The organism is Leptolyngbya sp. 'hensonii' (assembly GCF_001939115.1).
Lineage (GTDB): Bacteria > Cyanobacteriota > Cyanobacteriia.
In genome coordinates, this window is the sequence record NZ_MQTZ01000019.1 from 89,362 (window position 1) to 108,139 (window position 18,778).

The following is an 18,778-nucleotide window of genomic DNA, read 5'->3' on the forward strand; positions in this document are numbered from 1 at the left end:
TATGAGTCATTACCTGATTGCAGGGGCAGATCCTGAAGTCGTTTTCAATTTCCCGTTCATGAACATCGAATACCGTTACGACGCCAAGATCACTGTTGAGGCCGCCATTGACCTCTACAAACGTTCCACTCTTGGGGAGAGGCGGCCTATCGATCGCCCTGACATATTTGAGGGCATGCTCAACAATGCCAATCTCATCATTACTGCTTGGGATGGAGAGCGCTTGGTTGGGATCTCTCGTTCCCTCACCGACTTCACCTATGTGGCCTACCTTGCAGACCTTGCTGTTGACGCCGAGTATCAGCGTCGTGGCATTGGTAAGCGTCTCATCCAAGAAACCAAGCAAAGACTAGAGCGTGAGTGTATGGTCGTTCTGTTAGCGGCACCGATGGCTAATGAGTACTACCCGAGGATTGGTTTTGAACACAACCCTCGGGCATGGGTGCTTAGGGGTGGTTAACCTTATGGTGGCATGATCTGGGCTGAGAATCGCCAACCGAACGGCACTATGTTTGCGTTTCATCTGCCAGTATTACCGGTTCAATCATCTGGAGCGCCCTGAAATATCAGCTAACTCCTTTCCCACTCTTTGGAGCATCGCGAAGAACGGTTTCCGGTTTGACCGCCGGTTCAAGCACTCCGGCAGGGTATAAGCCCAGAAAGCGGCGGTGGGTAAGAGCCAGGGGAGGAGAAGATGGGCGGAGATGTAGAACTGCAGGCTGAGCAGGCCATACCCGATCGTTCCCCCACCAATGGCCCAGCACCAGACCTGGGGATTGGGAAAGCGACGCATCCCGTACACAGTGCCAGCACCCAGGAAGAGGGCAACGACGATCGCCCAGAGATCGGGAATTGGCACCACCAGGTTGCCGGTTAGATAATGCTGCACCAGATAGGCATGCAGTTGTCCTCCGGAAAAGCTGGTTTGCTGACTGGTGCGGAGCCAGTATTTGACACCAGCAGGTTGGGGCAGGGTATCCTGCCCCGCCCCCGCAACACCCGCTTCATCGTAATAGGGGACGATCAGGACCACCTGTGCTGGAATGCGATCACCCTGGGGAATGGCTGCCGGGTTCTTCAGCACCTGCCAGGCTGGAACGCGGGTGTAGATGCGATCGGGGGGGAGAGAGTAGTCAATGATTGGGTTCAGCCACATCTGACCGATGCCATAGGCAAAATTGGTGATCGGATGCAGTTGGGCCTGGGGTGGGAAAAAGCCGGAATGGGGGGTGCCCTGCTTCTGGAGGGTGCGATCGAGTTGCTCCCACAGGGTCGCCTCCGTCTGGGGTAGGGAGAGGGGATGGTCCCGATTCTGGAGTTGGCGGGTCAGGGCTAGAAGATAGGCGAAGGGCAGCCTCTGGGGATAGGACGCTGATTGGGCGTCTCCCTGACTGTAGGGGATATAGTAGGTGGCGGCATTGATATGGCCTTCCAGCATCCAGGTGGGGGCAGCAATTTCGCCCAGGGTGCTGAGCCAGCCCGGATTCATGTCATTCCGAACGGTGGGCAAAACTAACCAGGTGCGGTGGGGATGGCGTTGGGCGGCGGTTCGGAAAGCCTGGGCCAGACGACGATCGCCCTCGGCCCCATCCCGATCCTGGTGGGAACGATCCAGCAGGTAGTCAATTCCCAGAACTCTGGCATCCAGGGCCGTGAGCCGATCGACCAGAGTGGCCAGGTAACGCCGGTCCATGGGATTGGGGGTCGAAATTTTGGCTTCCCGGATCGAGTCGGCATCAATTTGGACCAGTAACACGGGCGGGGGATCTGTGGGGATTTGGCGGGTAACCTGGCGATAGGCAGCCTGAATCCCCGTGCGTTGATTCAGTAACTCTGCCTGTAAGCCCAGATTGCCACTGAGTAGGGTCAGGGCTGCCAGGCCGATCGCCGATCGGCGTCCCGGTAGACTCTGTTTCACGGTTTTCCAGAGACCCCTGCAGGGGATGCGAAACAGGGTGGCCTGGGGATGGCGAAACAGGGAGGGGATGAGATGGGCGGAGGGATAGGTGACATTCAGCCCAAGCTTGAGATGGTGACAGGCTCGTAAGAGGGCAGTATGGAGATCCTGATGGTCATCCAGACCCTGCAGCACCTGCGCCAGAAATTCCTGGGCCACCTGGTTATGGATGGGTTCTCGCATCACCACCACCTGACTCAAACCCAGCCCAATCAGAGCATCGGCAATACTGAGGCCACTGCAGGAATTGAAGAGGGCAAACTGGAGCCCCTGTTTCCTGGCCAGGGCCAAATCGGGGGCAATTTCCTGAATCAGAATCGACTCTCCGGGGGCGATCGCCAGTTCACCGCCCGTCAGGTCTGTTTCGTTGCTATGGCCAATGAAAAACAACCCATCCCAACCCTGAGGGTCAGTGATGGCAGTACGGATGGCCGTCATCAAGTCATGTCTCTTTTGCCCAGGCTGCCAACCCAGAAATGTGACGCCTCGCTTGAGTTTCATATCCTGGATCGCCTGCTTCTCGGCTTCAAAGTTCAACCCGGTCTCATCCCCCAGGATGACGAGCAGACGGGGATTTTGTCGCTGGACTTTGGGAGAGGCGTCCTGCGTGATGTTGGCTGCTGTCCGGGCGATCCGAATCATGCCGCTGGTGGTGCGAATTTCCCAGGCTTCCCAGGGGAGGCGAGCCAGATCGATCGAATTGCAGGACAGAAAAAGATCCAAAGGGGCGTTTGCCTCTCGATCTGCGGATTCGGCCAGAGTCCCTCGGATTTTGATCAGCTCCCCCCGATTCAGCCAGTCATGGAATTCGGACAGGAGTTTGGCCTCCGCTTCTGCCAGTTTGGATCGCCAGCCTGTAGGGGGCGGCGTCACCGAGCCACTCTCCACCGCCTTACCTCTGAGTTCCTTCTGGTAGAAATTCAGGTAGGTGCGTTGCCAGATCTGATAGGCGGTAGTGAGCACTATCGGATAGGTCATCTGAGCGGTTAGCCTCTGGCCTTCACCCCAGGTCAACTTAAAGAGACAACTTTGTTCTACCCGGTTAACTTCGAGCTGGTAGGGGAAGGCATACATAAGCAAGTAATATCAGCAGAACGACCTCCTTTATATGCTATCCCGAGGCTCTGGGGCTGGTTGAAACACGAAAGCGGGCAGGGTGAGGGCCATGCCGTTGAACAGGGCGATCGTGGCCGTAAATGGCTCTTCCTGGTTACCGATCAACCTGGCAAAGAGATAGGTTGGGTTCAAGGTCTCGTCCAGGGTCTGGTCTACCAGAATTTCGGTGGCATCTCTGATCTGGAGGGTAATCCCCGCAGGCAGAGGAACCGTTGTCTGGCTGCCTAAGATCAGGAGTAGACTCCATTCGGGGGTGCCAGTTCCTGATATCTGGGGCCAGGTGATGGCATAAAGCCGCAGGCCATGGCCTCCCAGCAGAAAGTCGTGATAGGCTCCCCGAGACTGGGGAAGCAAGGGGGAACCGCTGCGGCGCTCCAGTTCTAAAATCACGCCTGCCAGTTCATCAACTGGGGAGAGCATGGACGATCGCAAGGCTGGAACCAAATCTGGCAGTAGAATCCATTGGATCTGCTCCATCAATGCCTCCAGTTCATCCCGCAGCCAGAGGCCCACGTTGATCACCGGCTGCAGGAGGGGTTGCACCAGGAGATTGGCCACAGGCACCTGCGGCCCCGTGGTGTGGGGCAGGGGAATGGCTTTAGGGTCCAGGCAGCAGAGGTAGAGGAGCAGGCGATCGGGTCTGGCTTCAAACCAGGCCAGGGGCAGATTGTAAGTCTGTTCCAGGGTCGCTGTCAGGGCATGGGCCTGGCGCTTTTGTTGCAGGCGATCGTAGCGCAGGAAGCCCTGCACCTGGACCTGGCCCAGATCCTCCAGCACTTCCAGCAACACATAGAAGTGGGGGATATATTCAGGCCAGTCTACCGCCGGAACGGGAACCTCGATGATTTCCTCCATCAGACTGCCCAGGGCGATTAAGCCCAAGCGGAATGGACCCACCTGCACCCGTAGCATGCTGACTTCCTCAGCCTTCGGTAAGGAAAGGCAAGTGGTCTGATCGACCTCCAAGGGAAGGTCAGGTGCCTGCGTGTGAATCCACTGGGAAAAACCGGCCAGGGCCAGGGCGTTCAGGTAGACCTGCCACTGTTGCTGGGGCGAGGATAACTGGCGGCTGATTTGGCGAGCCCGATCGATCTCGGCGGCTTCCAGGAGCAGGGTTTCCGGTTGCAGGGCAGTGAAATCAAACATAGGGGCTGACCAGGTACATGGGACTTTCATAGCGCCTCCCGATGCTCTTTAAGATAGCAACATAAACTACGGGCAAAGTGACTCTGGAGGCATTGGCTTTGGGGGTGAGCGGCTTCCGCTTCGGCCTCCTGAATAACGGCCTGGATCAACTGATCCAGGGCTGCATCCACCTGCTGTAGCCGATCCGGCTGCAGGTTCAGCCCTGCCGTGGTCAGGAGGAACCTTGGCAGGTGCTGCAGCATGGTAAGCCGGACTGCATCTCGCAAGTCCTTCAGCTTGAGCAGTCGGGAGACCTCAAACTGTTGCTTTACCTGAATCAGGGGGGCAATCCGGCCCATGGCCAGCCCCTGACAGTGAAACAGCTCCAGTGCTTGCAGGAAATTGCGGGCTTTTTGGGCATCCTTCCGCTCCAGGGCTGCGACCCGCTGCTGGATGACCTGGGCGATCGCCCGCTCCAGGGTACTGTCGAACTCCCGGCGAAACAGCGCCAGGAACTCTGCCTGCTCCCGATCGTCCTCACTGAAGCGCGGATCGGTCAGTCCCTCTGAGACCCGATCGTCCAGGGCCAACTGGCGCACCTGACCTTTCCGGGCATGAATCCGGTATTCCCGTAACAGCTCAGCGATCTCTCGCAGTCGCTGCAAGACTGGTCGGGGAGACCAGCCTTGATCAGGGAGCAGGGCGACCATTCGTTGCAACTGCTCCTCCGTGGGTGGGGAGCAACGCCCCTGGCTCTTGCGCTGGAGGCGATCGTGACGGTAAATAGCATGATAGCTGGCCAAAATCTGGACATCCTGACGGATCAGGGTGGCTGGGAGGCGGTGGAACAGGGCGAAAATCCGTTCCAGTTGGCGGAGTTGGGTGTCATTAAGAATAGCCCAGTCACTGATCAGGTAGATGCCATGGGCTAACAGGAAGGTATTGAGTTCACTGCTGCGTCTAATCCGAAGACTGACCCAGGTGCTGAGGCTACTCTGTTGGGCATCAAAAGTCTGCAAAATATCATAGCCAGTGGGGACAAAAGTCTTCGGTTGATCCGTCGATGGCCCAGAGAATTCTGGAATATCATTGAGCACACAGGCCAGTAAATCATGACGGGTGAAGCCGTTAGTCCTCCCAAATTGATTATCCAGGTGGGTACAAACCTGAACAATCTGACCAGAAATGTAACATCTCAGGCTCAATGCGGCCAGACGCCGCCTTTCCATCGTTTCGGCAGGGGCTTTGTAAATCGTCAGCAGGTGTCGTTGCATCTGCTGATCTGAAGGGGAGACTTCCGGATTGCGATCGAGCCATTGTTCCTGACAGAAAGTTTTGACCAGAGGCAGCTCGGTGGTGAGATAGCCCCCGGCTGGGTTGATCCGGAAAAAGGTCCAGTAGGTGGATGCGATCGTCATAGGTGGGAACTCACATTCAGATACCTTGTGACTCTCTTGGATGGGTGAGGCTTGTCTGCTGGTATCTTATAGTTCTGAAGCCGATCCTCCTATGCAGGTGTTGGGTCATATAGGTAGGAAAAGCGATCGACGGCTGCCGGGGCCACAAGACCAGTCAGGAGTCAGCAAGTGGGCCAGCAGGGTGTTTAACCTCTCGCCCAGGCTCTGCCGGAGTGCCTAAGCAGACCCACCCCGGCGCTACGCGCCACCCCTCCCAAGAGGGGATTGTTGCCTATGAAACTGTAATGGGTCTAGATGTCAAGGATTGAAGGGGTGGAGAGGTTGCATGTAACCTCTCCACGCCACAAAATCTGTTTCTGTCCCCTTGCGGGGAATGGGTAATGAAACGTCCACCCCTGAGCAGCCCTGATTCTTTTGGACCCGTTCCCAGGCCGATCGCAAGTTCTCAAGACTCAGGCCGAAGAGAGGGGGAGTCTGCATGACCATCCTTCAGATGCGAAAATGCTCTCTGAAGACAATAATATGGTATGGGTAGGAGAAAGGTTGCTAGAATTCTCTGGATGGTGAGTTGTAGGCACCTATTAATTGCAGGATCTCAGAAGATCTTGATTCCCCAGCGATCGTAGGGGTGGGGGCAACCTGGAATCCTCATTCCTAAGAGCCTTGCAGGAGGTCCAGCAGTTCGGCTTCGGAAAGTTGGGGGATGCCCAGGGCCTCGGCTTTTTCGAGTTTGGACCCCGCATTCTCGCCCACTACCACATAACTGGTTTTGGCGCTGACTGAGCCTGTCACCTTGCCCCCTGCCTGCCGGATCAGATCCTCGGCTTCATCTCGCTTCAGGGTGGGGAGGGTGCCCGTGACCACGAAGGTTTTCCCGGCCAGAGGCTGGCTGGTTGGTGGTGCGATCGGCTTGGTCTCTCCTGCTAGCTGGAGTCCTGCGGCCTGGAGTCGCTGCATCAGCTCCTGGTTGGCGGGAACCCGGAACCACTCGAAGACAGCCTGGGCAATTTCGGGGCCAATGCCGTAGACGGCGGCGATCTGGTCGGCGGCGGCCTGGGCTAACTGGGCTGAGCTGGGGAACTGGTCCGCCAGGGTCTGGGCGTTGACGGTCCCCACATGGCGAATCCCCAGGCCGTAGAGAACCCGCGCCCAGGGCTGGGTTTTGGATTGGGCGATCGCGCCGACAATCTTCTCGGCGGATTTTTGGCCCATCCGCTCCAGGGTGAGCAGTCGCTCCACCGTCAGGTCGTACAGATCCGCCACCGATCGCACCAGGTTGCGGTCCACCAGTTGTTGCACCAGCTTTTCCCCTACCCCATTAATGTCCAGGGCATCCCGGCTGGCCCAGTGGATCAGGGAGCCGCGTAAAATTGCCGGACAGGAGGAATTGACGCAGCGGGTGACGGCTTCTCCCACAGGCTGGACCACAGGCTGACCGCACTCTGGGCAATGGGTGGGCATGGTGTAGGGGACAGCTCCGGCAGGGCGCAGCTCTGGCAGCACCCGCACCACCTCTGGGATGATCTCCCCGGCCTTGCGGACAATTACGGTATCGCCCAGATGCAGGTCCAGTTCAAGGATGCGATCGCGGTTGTGCAGGGTAGCCCGCGTCACGGTGGTTCCGGCTAACTGGACTGGCTTGAACTCGGCCACGGGGGTCAAAGCGCCGGTGCGCCCCACCTGCACCACAATCTGGTCGATTTGGGTGGGGGCTTCCTCTGCGGGATACTTGAAGGCGATCGCCCAGCGGGGGAATTTCTGGGTAAAGCCCAACCGTTCCTGCAGGGCCAGGGAATTGAGTTTGATCACCACCCCATCGGTCAGATAGGGCAGCTCCATCCGATCGGTGGACCAGCGATCGCAATAGGTCTGCACGGCTGCCAGGGAGGGGCACAAGACCCGGTTGGGATTGACGCGAAACCCCATGCGCACTAACAGATCCAGGGCTTCTTTCTGACTGTTCATCAGGGTATGGGCATTCTGATCCCGGCCCAGGTGCAGGGTGTAGGCAAAGAAATCCAGCTTGCGGCGGGCCACAATGCGGGAATCGAGCTGGCGCAGGGTGCCAGCGGCGGCATTGCGGGGATTGGCAAACAGGGCTTCCCCGGCCTGCGATCGTTCCTGGTTGATCTGGCGGAAGCTGTCCAGGGGGAGGAAGGCTTCTCCCCGGACTTCGACGATCGGGGGTGGATTCTCCAGGGCCAGCCGCAGGGGAATGGAGCGAATGGTCCGCAGATTCTGGGTGATCTCCTCTCCCATTTCCCCATCGCCCCTGGTTGCCCCGCGCACCAGCAGCCCCTGTTCGTAGGTGAGGGCGATCGCCGAGCCATCGATTTTCAATTCACAGATATATTCAGCAGCGGCATCGGGGGCCAGCCGCTGCCAGCGCTCCTGCCAGGTTTGCAGTTCCCCAGCGTTGAAAGCATTCTCCAGACTGTAGAGGGGAATGGCGTGGCGCACGGAGGTGAACTGGGTGGCCGGTCGATCGCCCACCCGTTGCGTGGGACTATCGGATGTAACCAACTCCGGATATTGCGCTTCCAGATCCTGCAATTGCCGGTAAAGCTGGTCATAGACCGCATCTTCCAGGATTGGGTCATCTAGCACATAGTAGTGATATCCGGCTTTCTGAACCAACTGGCGGAGATCCTGGACCTGCTTCCGGATCTCGGGTGTCACTGCTGCCACAGCGTCCTCTTCCTTTGCAATACATTTCAGATCTACTTTAGAGGATGTTGGAAAAACCCCCGAAATTCGTAGTAGCCCCTCCAGCCTAATTTGCTGGCTCCACGATCGCTGACATGCTTAGACTATCCGCACCGGGTGCGTAGGCATCCCGGCGAGATGTTCCGCTTCGGCCTTTTTGCGGAGGAGGTTTGGAGGACGCGCGGTGTCCTCCAACGGGGGTGCAGGGGGCTGGCCCCCTGCAAAACAAAACCAACATGACTGGGCGAAATCATTTGTTTTCGCTACAGTAATTTGAGCGTACTGCAACAGGCGATGAAAATCTGGGTTATCAGCTTTATTCTGCTGTTTGGCTTTGCCGAGTTCTTCCAGTGGGCCAGTCATGTCACCCTGCCCCTGCCCGTCTTTATTTTGGCAGGAGCCCTGTTGGCGATCGCCTCCAATGCCGACAAGCGATCGGGACTGCCTTTCCGGGCTCAACCAACCTCACCCGCTCCCAACCTCCCGGCTGAACCAGCAACGCCCCTGCCCCCACCCGCGCCCCCGCGCCGATCGATTTCCTTTCTGATTCGCAACCCGGAAGAGACTGACTGAAGGGCAGGCAATGATAAGAAGTCCCCACTGAACCCTCATTTTGGATGGCTATGACAATCACGATTGATCTTTTGTATAACGGGGCAAATCTCTTTGTCCTCCCCTTTTGGGCGCTCATGATTCTGCTACCGAACTGGGGGGTAACCCAACGGGTGATGCAATCCTATCTGCCGTTTGTGGCCCTGGCTGCCCTCTACCTCTATTGGTTTACTGGGGCGCTGAATGCGGAAACGGCCCAGGCTCTGGCCAATCCCCAATTGGCCGATATTGCCCGGTTTTTTAGCGAGAAAGAGGCGGCGGCGATCGGGTGGGTGCATTTCCTGGTCATGGATCTGTTTGTCGGGCGTTGGATCTACTGGGAAGGCCAGAAGACAGGGATCTGGACTGTCCATTCCCTCCTGTTCTGCCTGTTCGCCGGTCCTCTGGGGCTGCTCTCCCACATCCTCACCCACTGGATCGCTCAGCGCTTCTCCAAAACGGCTTCTGAAGTGGAAGCGGCCTAAACGGATTTGCTGCCTGCTCCTGCTGTGCCTACGCCCAGCAAGAGCACCAGGGTTCCTAGCAGGACCAAGGTTCCAGGGATTTCTCGAAAGATTAAAATGCCCAGAAGGCTGGCCCCGATCGGTTCAAACAGAATGGCGAGGGAAACTAGTGTGGGGGACAGCCAGCGCACCGCCCAGTTGATGCTGCTGTGGCCGATCAGTTGGGGAACCAGAGCCATTAAAAGGAGATAGAAGTAAACAATCGGCGGATAACCCGTGTAGCGGCTGCCCCACAACAGGGGGAGGGGCAGGAGCAGGAGGGCTGCCACACTGTAGGCAATCGCGCTGTAGTGGCTCAGGCTCAGTCCCTGCCGTTGGGCCTCGCGGCCTACTAAAAAGTAGAGGCTCACGGCCCAGGAGCCCACCAGGGCTAACCCATTGCCCAGGAGGGGCTGGGAAGCCCTACTGGGGACGCCCGTTTCTCCAAACCCAACGATCAGACTTCCGAGCAAGGCCAGAGCAATGCCCAAAATCGTCAGTCGGGTGGGTTTTTCCCCCCACCCGATCCAGGTGATCAGGGCCACCCAGACTGGATTGGTGGTGACCAGGGCCGTGGAGGCGACGATCGAGGTATAGGAGAGGGAGGTAATCCAGGTTGCGAAATGCAGTCCCAGTAGGAGTCCGGCGACGATCGCCAAAGGAATGGGAGTGAAACGCTGCCTGGGGACAGGGACGGCTGTGGCCCTGGCCTGGAAGGATTGGATGAGGACGATCGGCAGGATCATCAGAGCAGCCAGGCTGAGGCGGGATGCCGCGATCACCAGGCTGAAGCCCACCCCCTGCACCCCTGCGGCCCCGATCGCCAGACGGATCAGCACGGCGGACATCGAAACGGCCAGGATGCCACTCAGAAGGATGAGCCCAATCTGCCATCGGGTCGGGGGGGAATGGGAGGTCATAGGGGTGAAGCGTCTCTTCAGGAAAATTGGGTCAGTTCACTGGCGGTTACGCACCGTTGCTGATCGAGTTGCTGCAGGTGCCGTTTCTCTTTGTAATATTCGCTCTGGTAAAAAGCCTGTCGGCGTTGGGTTTCTGAGCGGGGAGACTCCTCCTCTGTCGCCGCCTCCCATGCCTGCAGGTCTGCTGCCAGGGGGTCCACCAGGCTGATGGGATCCGCCTCACCCTGATCCTGGGCCTCCTGGGCCTGGAAGTCCGACTGACTGGCCTCTTCCCACATACTCAACAGGTGGCGGCAGCGTTTTTCACACATGATGCGCTCCAGGCTGGCGGCGGCAGAACGAATCATCAGGGCAGGACGATGAATCTCTAGCTCGGTCTTTTCATCCAGTTGGAACAGGTGAATCACCTGTTTCAGAGAACTGGAGGCTTCAATGCAGCGATCGCGGAGGGCCATCATCAGGGTTTCGGCAGGGATGTTCTGCTCTTCCAATTCCAGAATCTGTCGCCAGAGGAACCGATGATGGGACAGGCCAAATTCCAGGTCACGGGAGGTCAGGGCCTCCCGGACGGCGGGGCGATCGTCCGGGCAGTGGAGGTAAATCCGCAACAATTGGGCCTCTGCGGATTCTCGTAGGGTGTAATCGGCGGAGCTTTCCCATTTTTGCGATCGTCCGTGCCAGCGCTGTCCCCGTACTTGCTGGCGCAGGTCTTCTTCCAGCCGCAGGGCAATGCGCCCATCCCCCTGGCTGAGTAACCCCGCGCACTGGTGGATATAGTGGGTCCGCAGGGTCGCATTGGGCAGGTTGCCCAGCAGTTTGACAATCTCCTGCACCCCCTGCTGGAACTGGTCCGCCTGTTTCAAGTCCCGCCCTGCCAGAGCCTGCTGAATTTGCCAGTCCAACCAGAGGGGGGCCTGGGAGAGGAGATCCCGATACTCTTCTGGGGGGTGACTGCGGAGAAACTCATCCGGATCTTTACCATCGGGAATGGTGAGGACACGCAGTTGCACCTGCCCCTGATAGGCCAGATTGGCGACTTCGCCGATCGCCCGATCGACGGCCTTGCTTCCGGCTGCATCCGCATCAAAATTGAAAACCACCTGTTTGGATTCGGTATAGCGGAGGAGTAGCTTCACCTGATTAGCTCCCAGAGCGGTTCCCAAAGAGGCCACGACATTGGAGATGCCATGGGCATGCAGGGAGATGGCATCAAAGTAGCCCTCCACGACCACCGCCTGATCTTGCTTGGCAATGGCGGATCGGGCCTTGTCGAGGGCAAACAGGGTTTTGCCTTTGTCGAACAGCTCGGTTTCGGGGGAGTTGAGGTATTTGGGCTGTTCCTCCCCCAGGGCTCGGCCCCCGAAGCCGATTACCCGCCCCTGCAGATCGTGGATCGGAATCATCAGGCGATCACGGAAGCGATCGTAATAACTGCCCCCTGACTTGCGGGGTAGAATCAGGCCCGCTTTTTCCGCCAGGTCTACTGGATAGTGTTTCTGCTCGACTAAATAGCCGTAGAGGGTCTCCCAACTGGCTGGAGCATAGCCTAACTGGAACTGCTGGATTGCCGCCGGATCCAATTTGCGGCTGACCAGCAAATATTCCAGGGCCTCTCTCCCTTGGGGTTGCTGGAGCGCATGCTCGTAGAACCGGGCCGTGAGGGAGAGAATCTCATGCAGTTGCTCTCGAATGGAGAGTTGCCGTTGCAGTTCTTGCCGTTGTTCGGGTTCCAGGGTTTTGATCTGGACCTGGTATCTGCGAGCCAGTTGGAGCACGACATCCGTGAAGGACTGGCGGTTCAACTCCATCAGGAACTTGAAGGCATTGCCCGCAGCCCCACAACTGAAACAATAATAAAACTGCTTGCTGGGGCTGACGCTAAAGCTAGGGGACTTATCGTCGTGGAAGGGACACAGACCCGTGAAGTCTTTTCCCTGCTTCCGTAAGACCACATGCTCGGAAACCACATCGACGATGTCAGCTTTCTCTTTGACTTCCTCGATCGTGTCCGGATGTAGACGAACTGTCGCCATAGAGTCCCTTATGACCTTCAGGTTCTCCTTATTTTACTGATTTTGGCTAGCCCCTATGCGGATGGATTTTGAACCAGAAGATGGCGCAGCGATGGCGCAGATCTTTCAAGGGCGTTGCTGAATAGAAGTATGATTTTCGTGCTTGAGCCTTATGCAGCCCTCACCCTAGCCCTCTCCCAAAGGAGAGGGAACAAGAGTTTTAGCTCCCTTCTCCTGCGGGAGAAGGGTTGGGGATGAGGGTAATTCATATTTGCATTCAGCAAAGCCGTTTCAAGATCTACGGATTAAAGATCTACGGACATCTCAGCCACGGCCTTCTCGGTTTGGAGAGGGTGGGATAAATTGATCCGACCATGGGGATTGGCGACCACTGCCGCGAACAGCGCTTCGTACTGATCCAGAGCTTTCGGACGGGCATAGTACTCTTCCGCATGGATCCGACCTTTCTTCCCTAGAAGCTCGGCCTTGGCTGGATTGGCATACAAATCCCGAATGGCTGCAGCCAAGGCTCCAGGATTTTCCGGGGGCACCAGGATGCCGCCCCCACTCCGTTCCACTGCTTTAGCCGCCGTGCCCTCCGCCGGAACTGAGGCGATGATGGGCCGACCACTGGCCAGCAAAACCTGGGTTTTTGAGGGCATGTTGAAGGAAATCACGTTATGGCGCTGGACAATGAGCCCAATGTCGGCGGCAGCCAACATCTCCGGCAACTTTTCCCTGGGGGCAAAAGGCAGCAACTTGACATTCTCTGTCTGGTAGCGATCGCAGTGACGCTGGAGCCGCTGTAAGGCCCCTGGCTCCCCGACAATCACGATCTCAATTTCCGAAATGTCTTTCAACCGGGCCGCCGCCTGAATGACTGTTTCCAGCCCCTGGGTCAGGGCAATATTCCCGGAATAAAGGACGACAAACTTACCCTGTAACCCGTGTTCTTCCCGAAACGAGTTATGTTCCTTGGGCAAGGGCCGAATGAAGTCGGTATCGACCCAATTAGGGATGCAAACAATCTTGTCCCCTGGGACATTTTTCCCCAGCAGGTTTTCCACAAAACCATCTGTAATGACACTGATGGTGTGGGCCATCCGATAGGCAAACTTCTCTAAAAATTCAAAGACCCGAATCATCAGCTTGTTTCGAATCAGCCCGACGTGAATGGCCGCTTCTGGTAGGATATCCTGCAGATTCACCACCACCGGGCAGGACCGGAACAGCCCCAATAGGGCTGCTGGAACCGATGCGGGCAGGGGAGGAGCCGTGAGCAGGATGACATCCGGTCGCCAGCCTCGCCAGGCCTGGACAAAACTGGTGGCAACGAAACTGGCATCCAGCATCAGCCGATCGAGCAAATTTGGTTTGGGACGAATCCAGACATAGCTGCGTTGGATCAGCACCCCATTCCGCTGCTCAGATAGGTAGAACTTACCGCGATAGTCTTCGTAAATCTGCCGTTGAGGGTAATTGGGCATCGCAGTCACGACGCGGACTTCATGCCCACGTTGCACTAATCCCTCAGCTAACTCCGTCATCAAGGGCGCAATGCCGATCGGCTCCGGATAGTAGTTATAGGAATAAATCAGAATTCTCATGAGGGCAAGTCATTCCAATCAGATGGCACCAAGCAGATGGCAGTTTACACAGACTAAGAACATAGCCTGACTAGCCGGTTTGATAACTGACTATTCATACCTTTTGTTAAATCAACATCTGGATATTCTGAACATCCAGATGTAAATCTTTACGTGCTCTTTATGTTTTGCTCCCTGTCTCTAACCTATCTTTACTGAAAAGTTAATCTTCAATCAAGAGGGATGCCCCTCTGTAAAGTCAGGAACGGTCCTGATTTTGCAAGGTGATTGCAGCCTCAATTTCCTCAACAGAAAGGGGCTGGACGTTCACTTTTATTGTGAAGCAGTCTTCAAGCGCTGCCGTTAAGGTTGTTACAACCTGGTGTAATAAGTTTTCCCAGGTAGCGGTCTGAGATAACAGGGGCAGAGGGGTGGGCTTCTGGCCAAATACCTGGGCCATCAGGACTGGATCCACTTGCAGGGCCATAGAGCCATGTTGTAGCACCGTATTCCCCTGGCGGAGTTGGGCACTGCCAATCAGTTTGGTGCCATCGGGGAGAACCAAGTCGGCCTGGGTAGCGGTGCCAAAACAGTGGGGATTGTGAATGTAGCCCCGTTTTGCTTCCCCATACTCCAGGGTCAGGCCCAGCGATCGCCAGCCCTGGATTAAAAACTCACAAATCTGTCGATAGGCTTGCACCCGATCAGGAACCAGACCGGAGGTAATGACCGCGTAGGTCAGATCTCCCTGGTGGAGGACAGCTCGTCCTCCTGTGGGCCGCCGCACTAGATCGATCGGAGATCCCTGCCAGACGAGTTGATTCCAATGTTCTGGCCATTGTTGTTGATGTCGCCCCAGGGAGATCGCCGGGGGAGCCCAGGTATAAAATCGGAGGGTTGGGGGATGGTGGCCCAGGGCATGCTGCCGAAACAACCAGTGATCCACAGCCATCTGGGTGCAGCCATCCGCCTCCAGGAGGGGAATAAAACGCCAAACTGGGGTCAATCTTAAGCGGCCCCAAATTCAGCCAATAAGGCTTCATCATTGTCGTCTGCGATCGTGGCCACCACTGTAATTGCCCGTGAGATTTCCCCCGGAGACAGTTCAGCGACGGTCCGGCTGGTCAGAACGACGATGGCCTGATTAAAAATGCCAAAGCGAGCTTCAAAGGTTTGATCCCAATTCATTTCCAACAGCTTCCGCAGGAGTTGGGGTTCATGCTTGACCGGCAAGGGCAGAATAGAAGACCAGACCGTCAGGGTGTCTTCATCGGTCTCCCCCGTAAACTGAACAAACACTTCCACACTGCCATATTTGAATTTCCAGAGATGGCCTGCATCTCCATGGCTGACCATGGCGGTGTTTTCGTGATCCAGGCTGGAAATGACCGTTTCTATCACGTCAATCATACTGGTCGCCGCTGCATCTTCAATCAGGTCGGTGACAAGGTCATCATGGGATCCCTTTTCAGATTCAGGCTGATAAGTCGTCATAGAGGGTGTTACTCGTTAAGGATGGAAAATTTCCTTCGGTACAAGCTTACCGCACGGATTGGGCCGTTGTCTTCTGCGTCAGGGGGCTACTCCTCATCAATAATGGCGGCCCGATCCAGCAGCAATAAATTACGTAATTGATCGGTATCCAGCTCTGTGAGCCAGTTTTCTCCAGTGCCGACAACCTGATCCGCCAGGGCCTTTTTGCTTTCGATCAGATCGTGAATCTTTTCCTCCAGGGTGCCAGTGACAACAAACTTATGCACCTGCACATTCCGGGTCTGACCAATCCGAAAGGCTCGATCGGTGGCCTGGTTCTCCACCGCCGGGTTCCACCAGCGATCGAAATGGAACACATGGTTGGCCCGGGTCAGATTCAGCCCGACACCGCCAGCTTTCAGGGAGAGTAGCAGGATTCTCGGTCCCTGAGGGTCATTCTGAAACCGATCGACAATATCCTCCCGCTGCTTTTTGGAAGTCGCACCATACAGATACAGAATCTCCTGGCCCAACTGTTCCTCCAGATGGGCTTTCAGCAATTTGCCCCATTCGGCAAACTGGGTAAAAATGAGCGCCCGATCCCCTTCTGCCAGGGCGACCTCCAGCATTTCTTCCAGCCGCTGGACTTTACCCGATCGCTGGCGGAAAGAAGACTGGTTCTGGGCCGCTTTTTTGCCCCCGGTTTCCTTTAAGAAGTGGGCCGGATGATTACAGATTTGTTTCAGCTTGGTCAGTAAGGCCAGAATCAGCCCATGCCGTTGAATCCCTTCGGCAGATTCAATATCCACCAGGGATTGATCAACGGCTTTTTGATAGAGGGACGCCTGTTCGGCAGTCAGGCTACAGAAGACAGCCATCTCCTGTTTCTCTGGCAGATCCTGGATGATTTCCCGATCGGTCTTCACTCGCCGCAAAATGAAGGGCTGGACCAGCGATCTCAGGGTTTTCAGGGAAGCGGTATCGCCATATTTTTCGATCGGAATCGCAAACCGACGCTGGAAAAAGTTGCGGGCTCCCAGATAACCCGGATTCAGGAAGTCCAGAATTGACCACAGTTCTGAGAGGCGATTCTCCACCGGAGTGCCGGTGAGGGCGATGCGGAATTGGGCCTGGATCTGGCGGACAGCCTGGGACTGTTTCGCCTCCGAGTTCTTGATATTCTGAGCCTCATCCAGAACAACCCCCTGCCAGGAAATTGTGGCCAGGTCTTTGATATCCCGTTGAATCAGGGCATAGCTGGTAATGATCAGCTCCTTTCCCTGAATAGCTTTGGTCAGATTTTTGCCCTTGGGCCGTTTATCCCCGTGATAGACCAGGGTTTTCAGGGAAGGGCCAAATTTCTTGACTTCCCGTTCCCAGTTCCCCAAGACCGAAGTTGGACAGACAAGCAACGTTGGCTGTTGTAACCCTCCCTGCTCTTGTAAGACCAGGAGGAAGGCAATCAGCTCGATCGTTTTACCCAATCCCATATCATCTGCCAGACAGGCCCCCAGCCCCCAGCGTTCCAGGAAAGCCAGCCAACCCACACCACGAGCCTGGTAAGGGCGTAAGGTGCCCTTGAAGGTGGGGGGCGGATCGATCGCCTGGATATTCTGATTGCCGGTGGTCAGGGTATTGATCAACTCCTCTAAGGCACCTGATGCCTCAAAGCTGACCACTGGCAGTTTCTCGATTAACTGGTTATCCCCCGTGCTGATCCGAAGGGCATCCTCCAGGGACAGAGACATTTGCTCCTTGCGGGCGACAAAAAAGTTCTGGGCCGCCCGCACATCCTGGGGACGGAGTTCTACCCACTCGCCATTGATCTCAACCAGGGGTGTGTTTAGGGTCACCAACCGATCGAACTCGGCTTTGGACAGGGTCTGCCCTCCGATCGACAATTCCCACTTAAAGTTCAGCAGGCTCTGTAAACCCAGACGCAGATCCTTCTTACTGGGTGTTTCTGCCCGAACTTTCAAGCCCAGACGGTTGGCCCAGCCCTCCTGTTGGGACAGGCTGGGGGGCAACACGACCCCAAAGCCGCTATCCTGTAGCCGCCAGGCCGTATTTTTGACAAATTCGTAGACCTGCAGGGGATGAAGCCGACAGTACTGGGGTCGCTGACTTTGCAGACTGGGCTCAATCAGGGGATACAGGCGAGAGGCCAGCCCCAACCCAGCCAGGAAGGTTTCCTGGGGCCGCTCGATTGTTCGTCCCAGATAGGTCAATCGCTCCCCAGCGAAGTTCCAGATTGTGCGGGCATCGATTAAAAACTCGGGGTCATCGGCAGCCTGCAAGAAGTACTCCAGGGTCCATTCCACTTGCCCAGGTTGGGGGGGATGCAGGTAGAAACAGGTACAAAAAGAACTCTGGCCAGACAGGTACCGTTGAATCGGGGCAGTCCAGGTATTGAGCAGGGTTTCCAATCGTTCTACCAGGGAGGTCTCGATCGTCAGGGTGGTGGGCTTTGATCCCAGGGACTGCAGCCAGGGTTCCAGTGCCTGTTCGCTGCGCCGACTGGTGGGCAGGGTGAGCGGACCCACCAGGGTTCTGACCCTGGCATCGATGGTCCAGGCCAGAAACGATCGGAGCAGATCCTCAGGTTCACTGGGCAGAGGAATGGATAGGGAGGTGTGAGCGGGGTCTTCCTGTCCTTCTGGCCCATCAGCTTCCTGCCCTTGCCGATACAAACGCCCAACAGTAGGCATTTGATGGATAAATCGACTTAGGCGAGCCTGATCAGTGGCACTGTCGAGCAGGGGTTGCCAGCGGGCAAGGGCATTCTCGGCCTGCCGTTCCAGCCCAGGGAGGAATTTCGATCGGGCCATAAGATCCAGGCTCCAGCGACCGACATGAGACCAAAAACGCAGATCGGGACCAACAAAAGAGTCCCCCGCATCCACTGAGCTTAAGGGTAGCGCCTGCAAAAAACGAACAGCAGTCAGGGGTTCCAGGCAGATGCCCTCGACCCGCCAGGGCTGCAGCAAAATTTCATCCCAGAGATCTGGGTCCAAGGCTTCTCGCGACACCGCTGAATGCTGGGGCATGATCAGGGTGGCCTTGAACCCGGTCGGAACTACAACAATTTGAGACTTGATCAGGGAATCCAGATCTGGAAGTTGGGGTAGACTGCCTCGTTCCTGGAGAGATTGGAGAAACGGAATCAACTCTATTCTGGGCAGAGCCAGAGGATGGGGAGGGATCTGATGCAAGTGGCTGCCATCCATCGCTGAAGTTCTGCGCCATGCCTCTGCCCAGATGAATAGGTAGCCTTGAACCAGCCAATTACCATGTAAGATTGCCATGCGAACCAGAAATGATGTTAATCAGCAGGGAAATTTGGGTCTCAATAGAATTTTCTGGATTAAAAA

The 18,778-nt window shown here is 56.5% G+C and carries 13 protein-coding genes; 3 read left to right on the forward strand and 10 right to left on the reverse strand.

Annotated elements, in window-relative coordinates; genetic code table 11:
- The first annotated feature begins 1 nt into the window (after position 1).
- Complete coding sequence (locus BST81_RS07325) at positions 2 to 460, forward strand: GNAT family N-acetyltransferase (protein ID WP_216351251.1); 459 nt, start codon at positions 2 to 4, stop codon at positions 458 to 460.
- Positions 461 to 544: 84 nt separating this feature from the next.
- Here BST81_RS07325 and BST81_RS07330 read toward each other — a convergent pair whose 3' ends face one another.
- The 4 genes from BST81_RS07330 to ligA form a co-directional block, all read right to left on the reverse strand.
- Positions 545 to 3,031: a CHASE2 domain-containing protein gene (locus BST81_RS07330; protein WP_075597881.1), complete on the reverse strand. Its 2,487-nt coding sequence runs from the start codon at positions 3,029 to 3,031 to the stop codon at positions 545 to 547.
- A 30-nt stretch (positions 3,032 to 3,061) separates the two neighbouring features.
- Positions 3,062 to 4,219 (reverse strand): DUF1822 family protein, encoded by a 1,158-nt coding sequence (locus BST81_RS07335; RefSeq protein WP_075597882.1) that lies wholly within the window; start codon positions 4,217 to 4,219, stop codon positions 3,062 to 3,064.
- A 26-nt stretch (positions 4,220 to 4,245) separates the two neighbouring features.
- A complete protein-coding gene (locus tag BST81_RS07340; RefSeq protein WP_075597883.1) occupies positions 4,246 to 5,616 on the reverse strand; it encodes a hypothetical protein in 1,371 nt (456 codons plus the stop codon).
- 654 nt (positions 5,617 to 6,270) lie between these two features.
- A complete protein-coding gene (ligA, locus tag BST81_RS07350) occupies positions 6,271 to 8,304 on the reverse strand; it encodes an NAD-dependent DNA ligase LigA (RefSeq protein ID WP_075597885.1) in 2,034 nt (677 codons plus the stop codon).
- A 312-nt stretch (positions 8,305 to 8,616) separates the two neighbouring features.
- Between ligA and BST81_RS07355 the strand changes: the two genes are divergently transcribed.
- Both BST81_RS07355 and BST81_RS07360 read left to right on the forward strand, forming a co-directional pair.
- The gene (locus BST81_RS07355) at positions 8,617 to 8,895 is read left to right on the forward strand and encodes a hypothetical protein (protein WP_075597886.1); all 279 of its coding nucleotides are present in this window, start codon (positions 8,617 to 8,619) and stop codon (positions 8,893 to 8,895) included.
- A gap of 50 nt (positions 8,896 to 8,945) precedes the next feature.
- Positions 8,946 to 9,398 carry an ABA4-like family protein gene (locus tag BST81_RS07360; RefSeq protein WP_253188132.1) on the forward strand — a complete coding sequence of 151 codons (453 nt, stop codon included), beginning with the start codon at positions 8,946 to 8,948 and terminating at the stop codon, positions 9,396 to 9,398.
- Here BST81_RS07360 and BST81_RS07365 read toward each other — a convergent pair.
- From BST81_RS07365 to BST81_RS07390, 6 genes are all read right to left on the reverse strand, one after another.
- Positions 9,395 to 10,336 carry a DMT family transporter gene (locus BST81_RS07365; protein ID WP_075597887.1) on the reverse strand — a complete coding sequence of 314 codons (942 nt, stop codon included), beginning with the start codon at positions 10,334 to 10,336 and terminating at the stop codon, positions 9,395 to 9,397. The two genes, BST81_RS07360 and BST81_RS07365, sit on opposite strands and share 4 nt — an antisense overlap.
- A gap of 17 nt (positions 10,337 to 10,353) precedes the next feature.
- Entirely contained in the window at positions 10,354 to 12,369 is a 2,016-nt protein-coding gene (gene dnaG / locus BST81_RS07370; RefSeq protein WP_075597888.1) for a DNA primase, read from the reverse strand.
- A 284-nt stretch (positions 12,370 to 12,653) separates the two neighbouring features.
- Entirely contained in the window at positions 12,654 to 13,955 is a 1,302-nt protein-coding gene (locus tag BST81_RS07375; protein ID WP_083636716.1) for a glycosyltransferase family 4 protein, read from the reverse strand.
- Between the two features lie 238 nt (positions 13,956 to 14,193).
- Positions 14,194 to 14,940: a biotin/lipoate A/B protein ligase family protein gene (locus BST81_RS07380; RefSeq protein WP_253188133.1), complete on the reverse strand. Its 747-nt coding sequence runs from the start codon at positions 14,938 to 14,940 to the stop codon at positions 14,194 to 14,196.
- Positions 14,941 to 14,942: 2 nt separating this feature from the next.
- Entirely contained in the window at positions 14,943 to 15,428 is a 486-nt protein-coding gene (locus BST81_RS07385; RefSeq protein WP_075597890.1) for a YbjN domain-containing protein, read from the reverse strand.
- Between the two features lie 86 nt (positions 15,429 to 15,514).
- Positions 15,515 to 18,712, reverse strand: coding sequence for a DEAD/DEAH box helicase (locus tag BST81_RS07390; RefSeq protein WP_075597891.1), 3,198 nt, complete (start codon positions 18,710 to 18,712; stop codon positions 15,515 to 15,517).
- Between the last annotated feature and the right edge of the window lie 66 nt (positions 18,713 to 18,778).

Excerpts from the sequence above, each read along its gene's own strand:
- BST81_RS07325 (WP_216351251.1), top strand. The coding sequence starts at position 2 with ATGAGTCATTACCTGATTGCAGGGGCAGATCCTGAAGTCGTTTTCAAT.
- BST81_RS07330 (WP_075597881.1), bottom strand. The coding sequence starts at position 3,031 with ATGTATGCCTTCCCCTACCAGCTCGAAGTTAACCGGGTAGAACAAAGT.
- BST81_RS07335 (WP_075597882.1), bottom strand. The coding sequence starts at position 4,219 with ATGTTTGATTTCACTGCCCTGCAACCGGAAACCCTGCTCCTGGAAGCC.
- BST81_RS07340 (WP_075597883.1), bottom strand. The coding sequence starts at position 5,616 with ATGACGATCGCATCCACCTACTGGACCTTTTTCCGGATCAACCCAGCC.
- BST81_RS07355 (WP_075597886.1), top strand. The coding sequence starts at position 8,617 with ATGAAAATCTGGGTTATCAGCTTTATTCTGCTGTTTGGCTTTGCCGAG.
- BST81_RS07360 (WP_253188132.1), top strand. The coding sequence starts at position 8,946 with ATGACAATCACGATTGATCTTTTGTATAACGGGGCAAATCTCTTTGTC.
- BST81_RS07365 (WP_075597887.1), bottom strand. The coding sequence starts at position 10,336 with ATGACCTCCCATTCCCCCCCGACCCGATGGCAGATTGGGCTCATCCTT.
- dnaG (WP_075597888.1), bottom strand. The coding sequence starts at position 12,369 with ATGGCGACAGTTCGTCTACATCCGGACACGATCGAGGAAGTCAAAGAG.
- BST81_RS07375 (WP_083636716.1), bottom strand. The coding sequence starts at position 13,955 with ATGAGAATTCTGATTTATTCCTATAACTACTATCCGGAGCCGATCGGC.
- BST81_RS07385 (WP_075597890.1), bottom strand. The coding sequence starts at position 15,428 with ATGACGACTTATCAGCCTGAATCTGAAAAGGGATCCCATGATGACCTT.
- BST81_RS07390 (WP_075597891.1), bottom strand. The coding sequence starts at position 18,712 with ATGGCAATCTTACATGGTAATTGGCTGGTTCAAGGCTACCTATTCATC.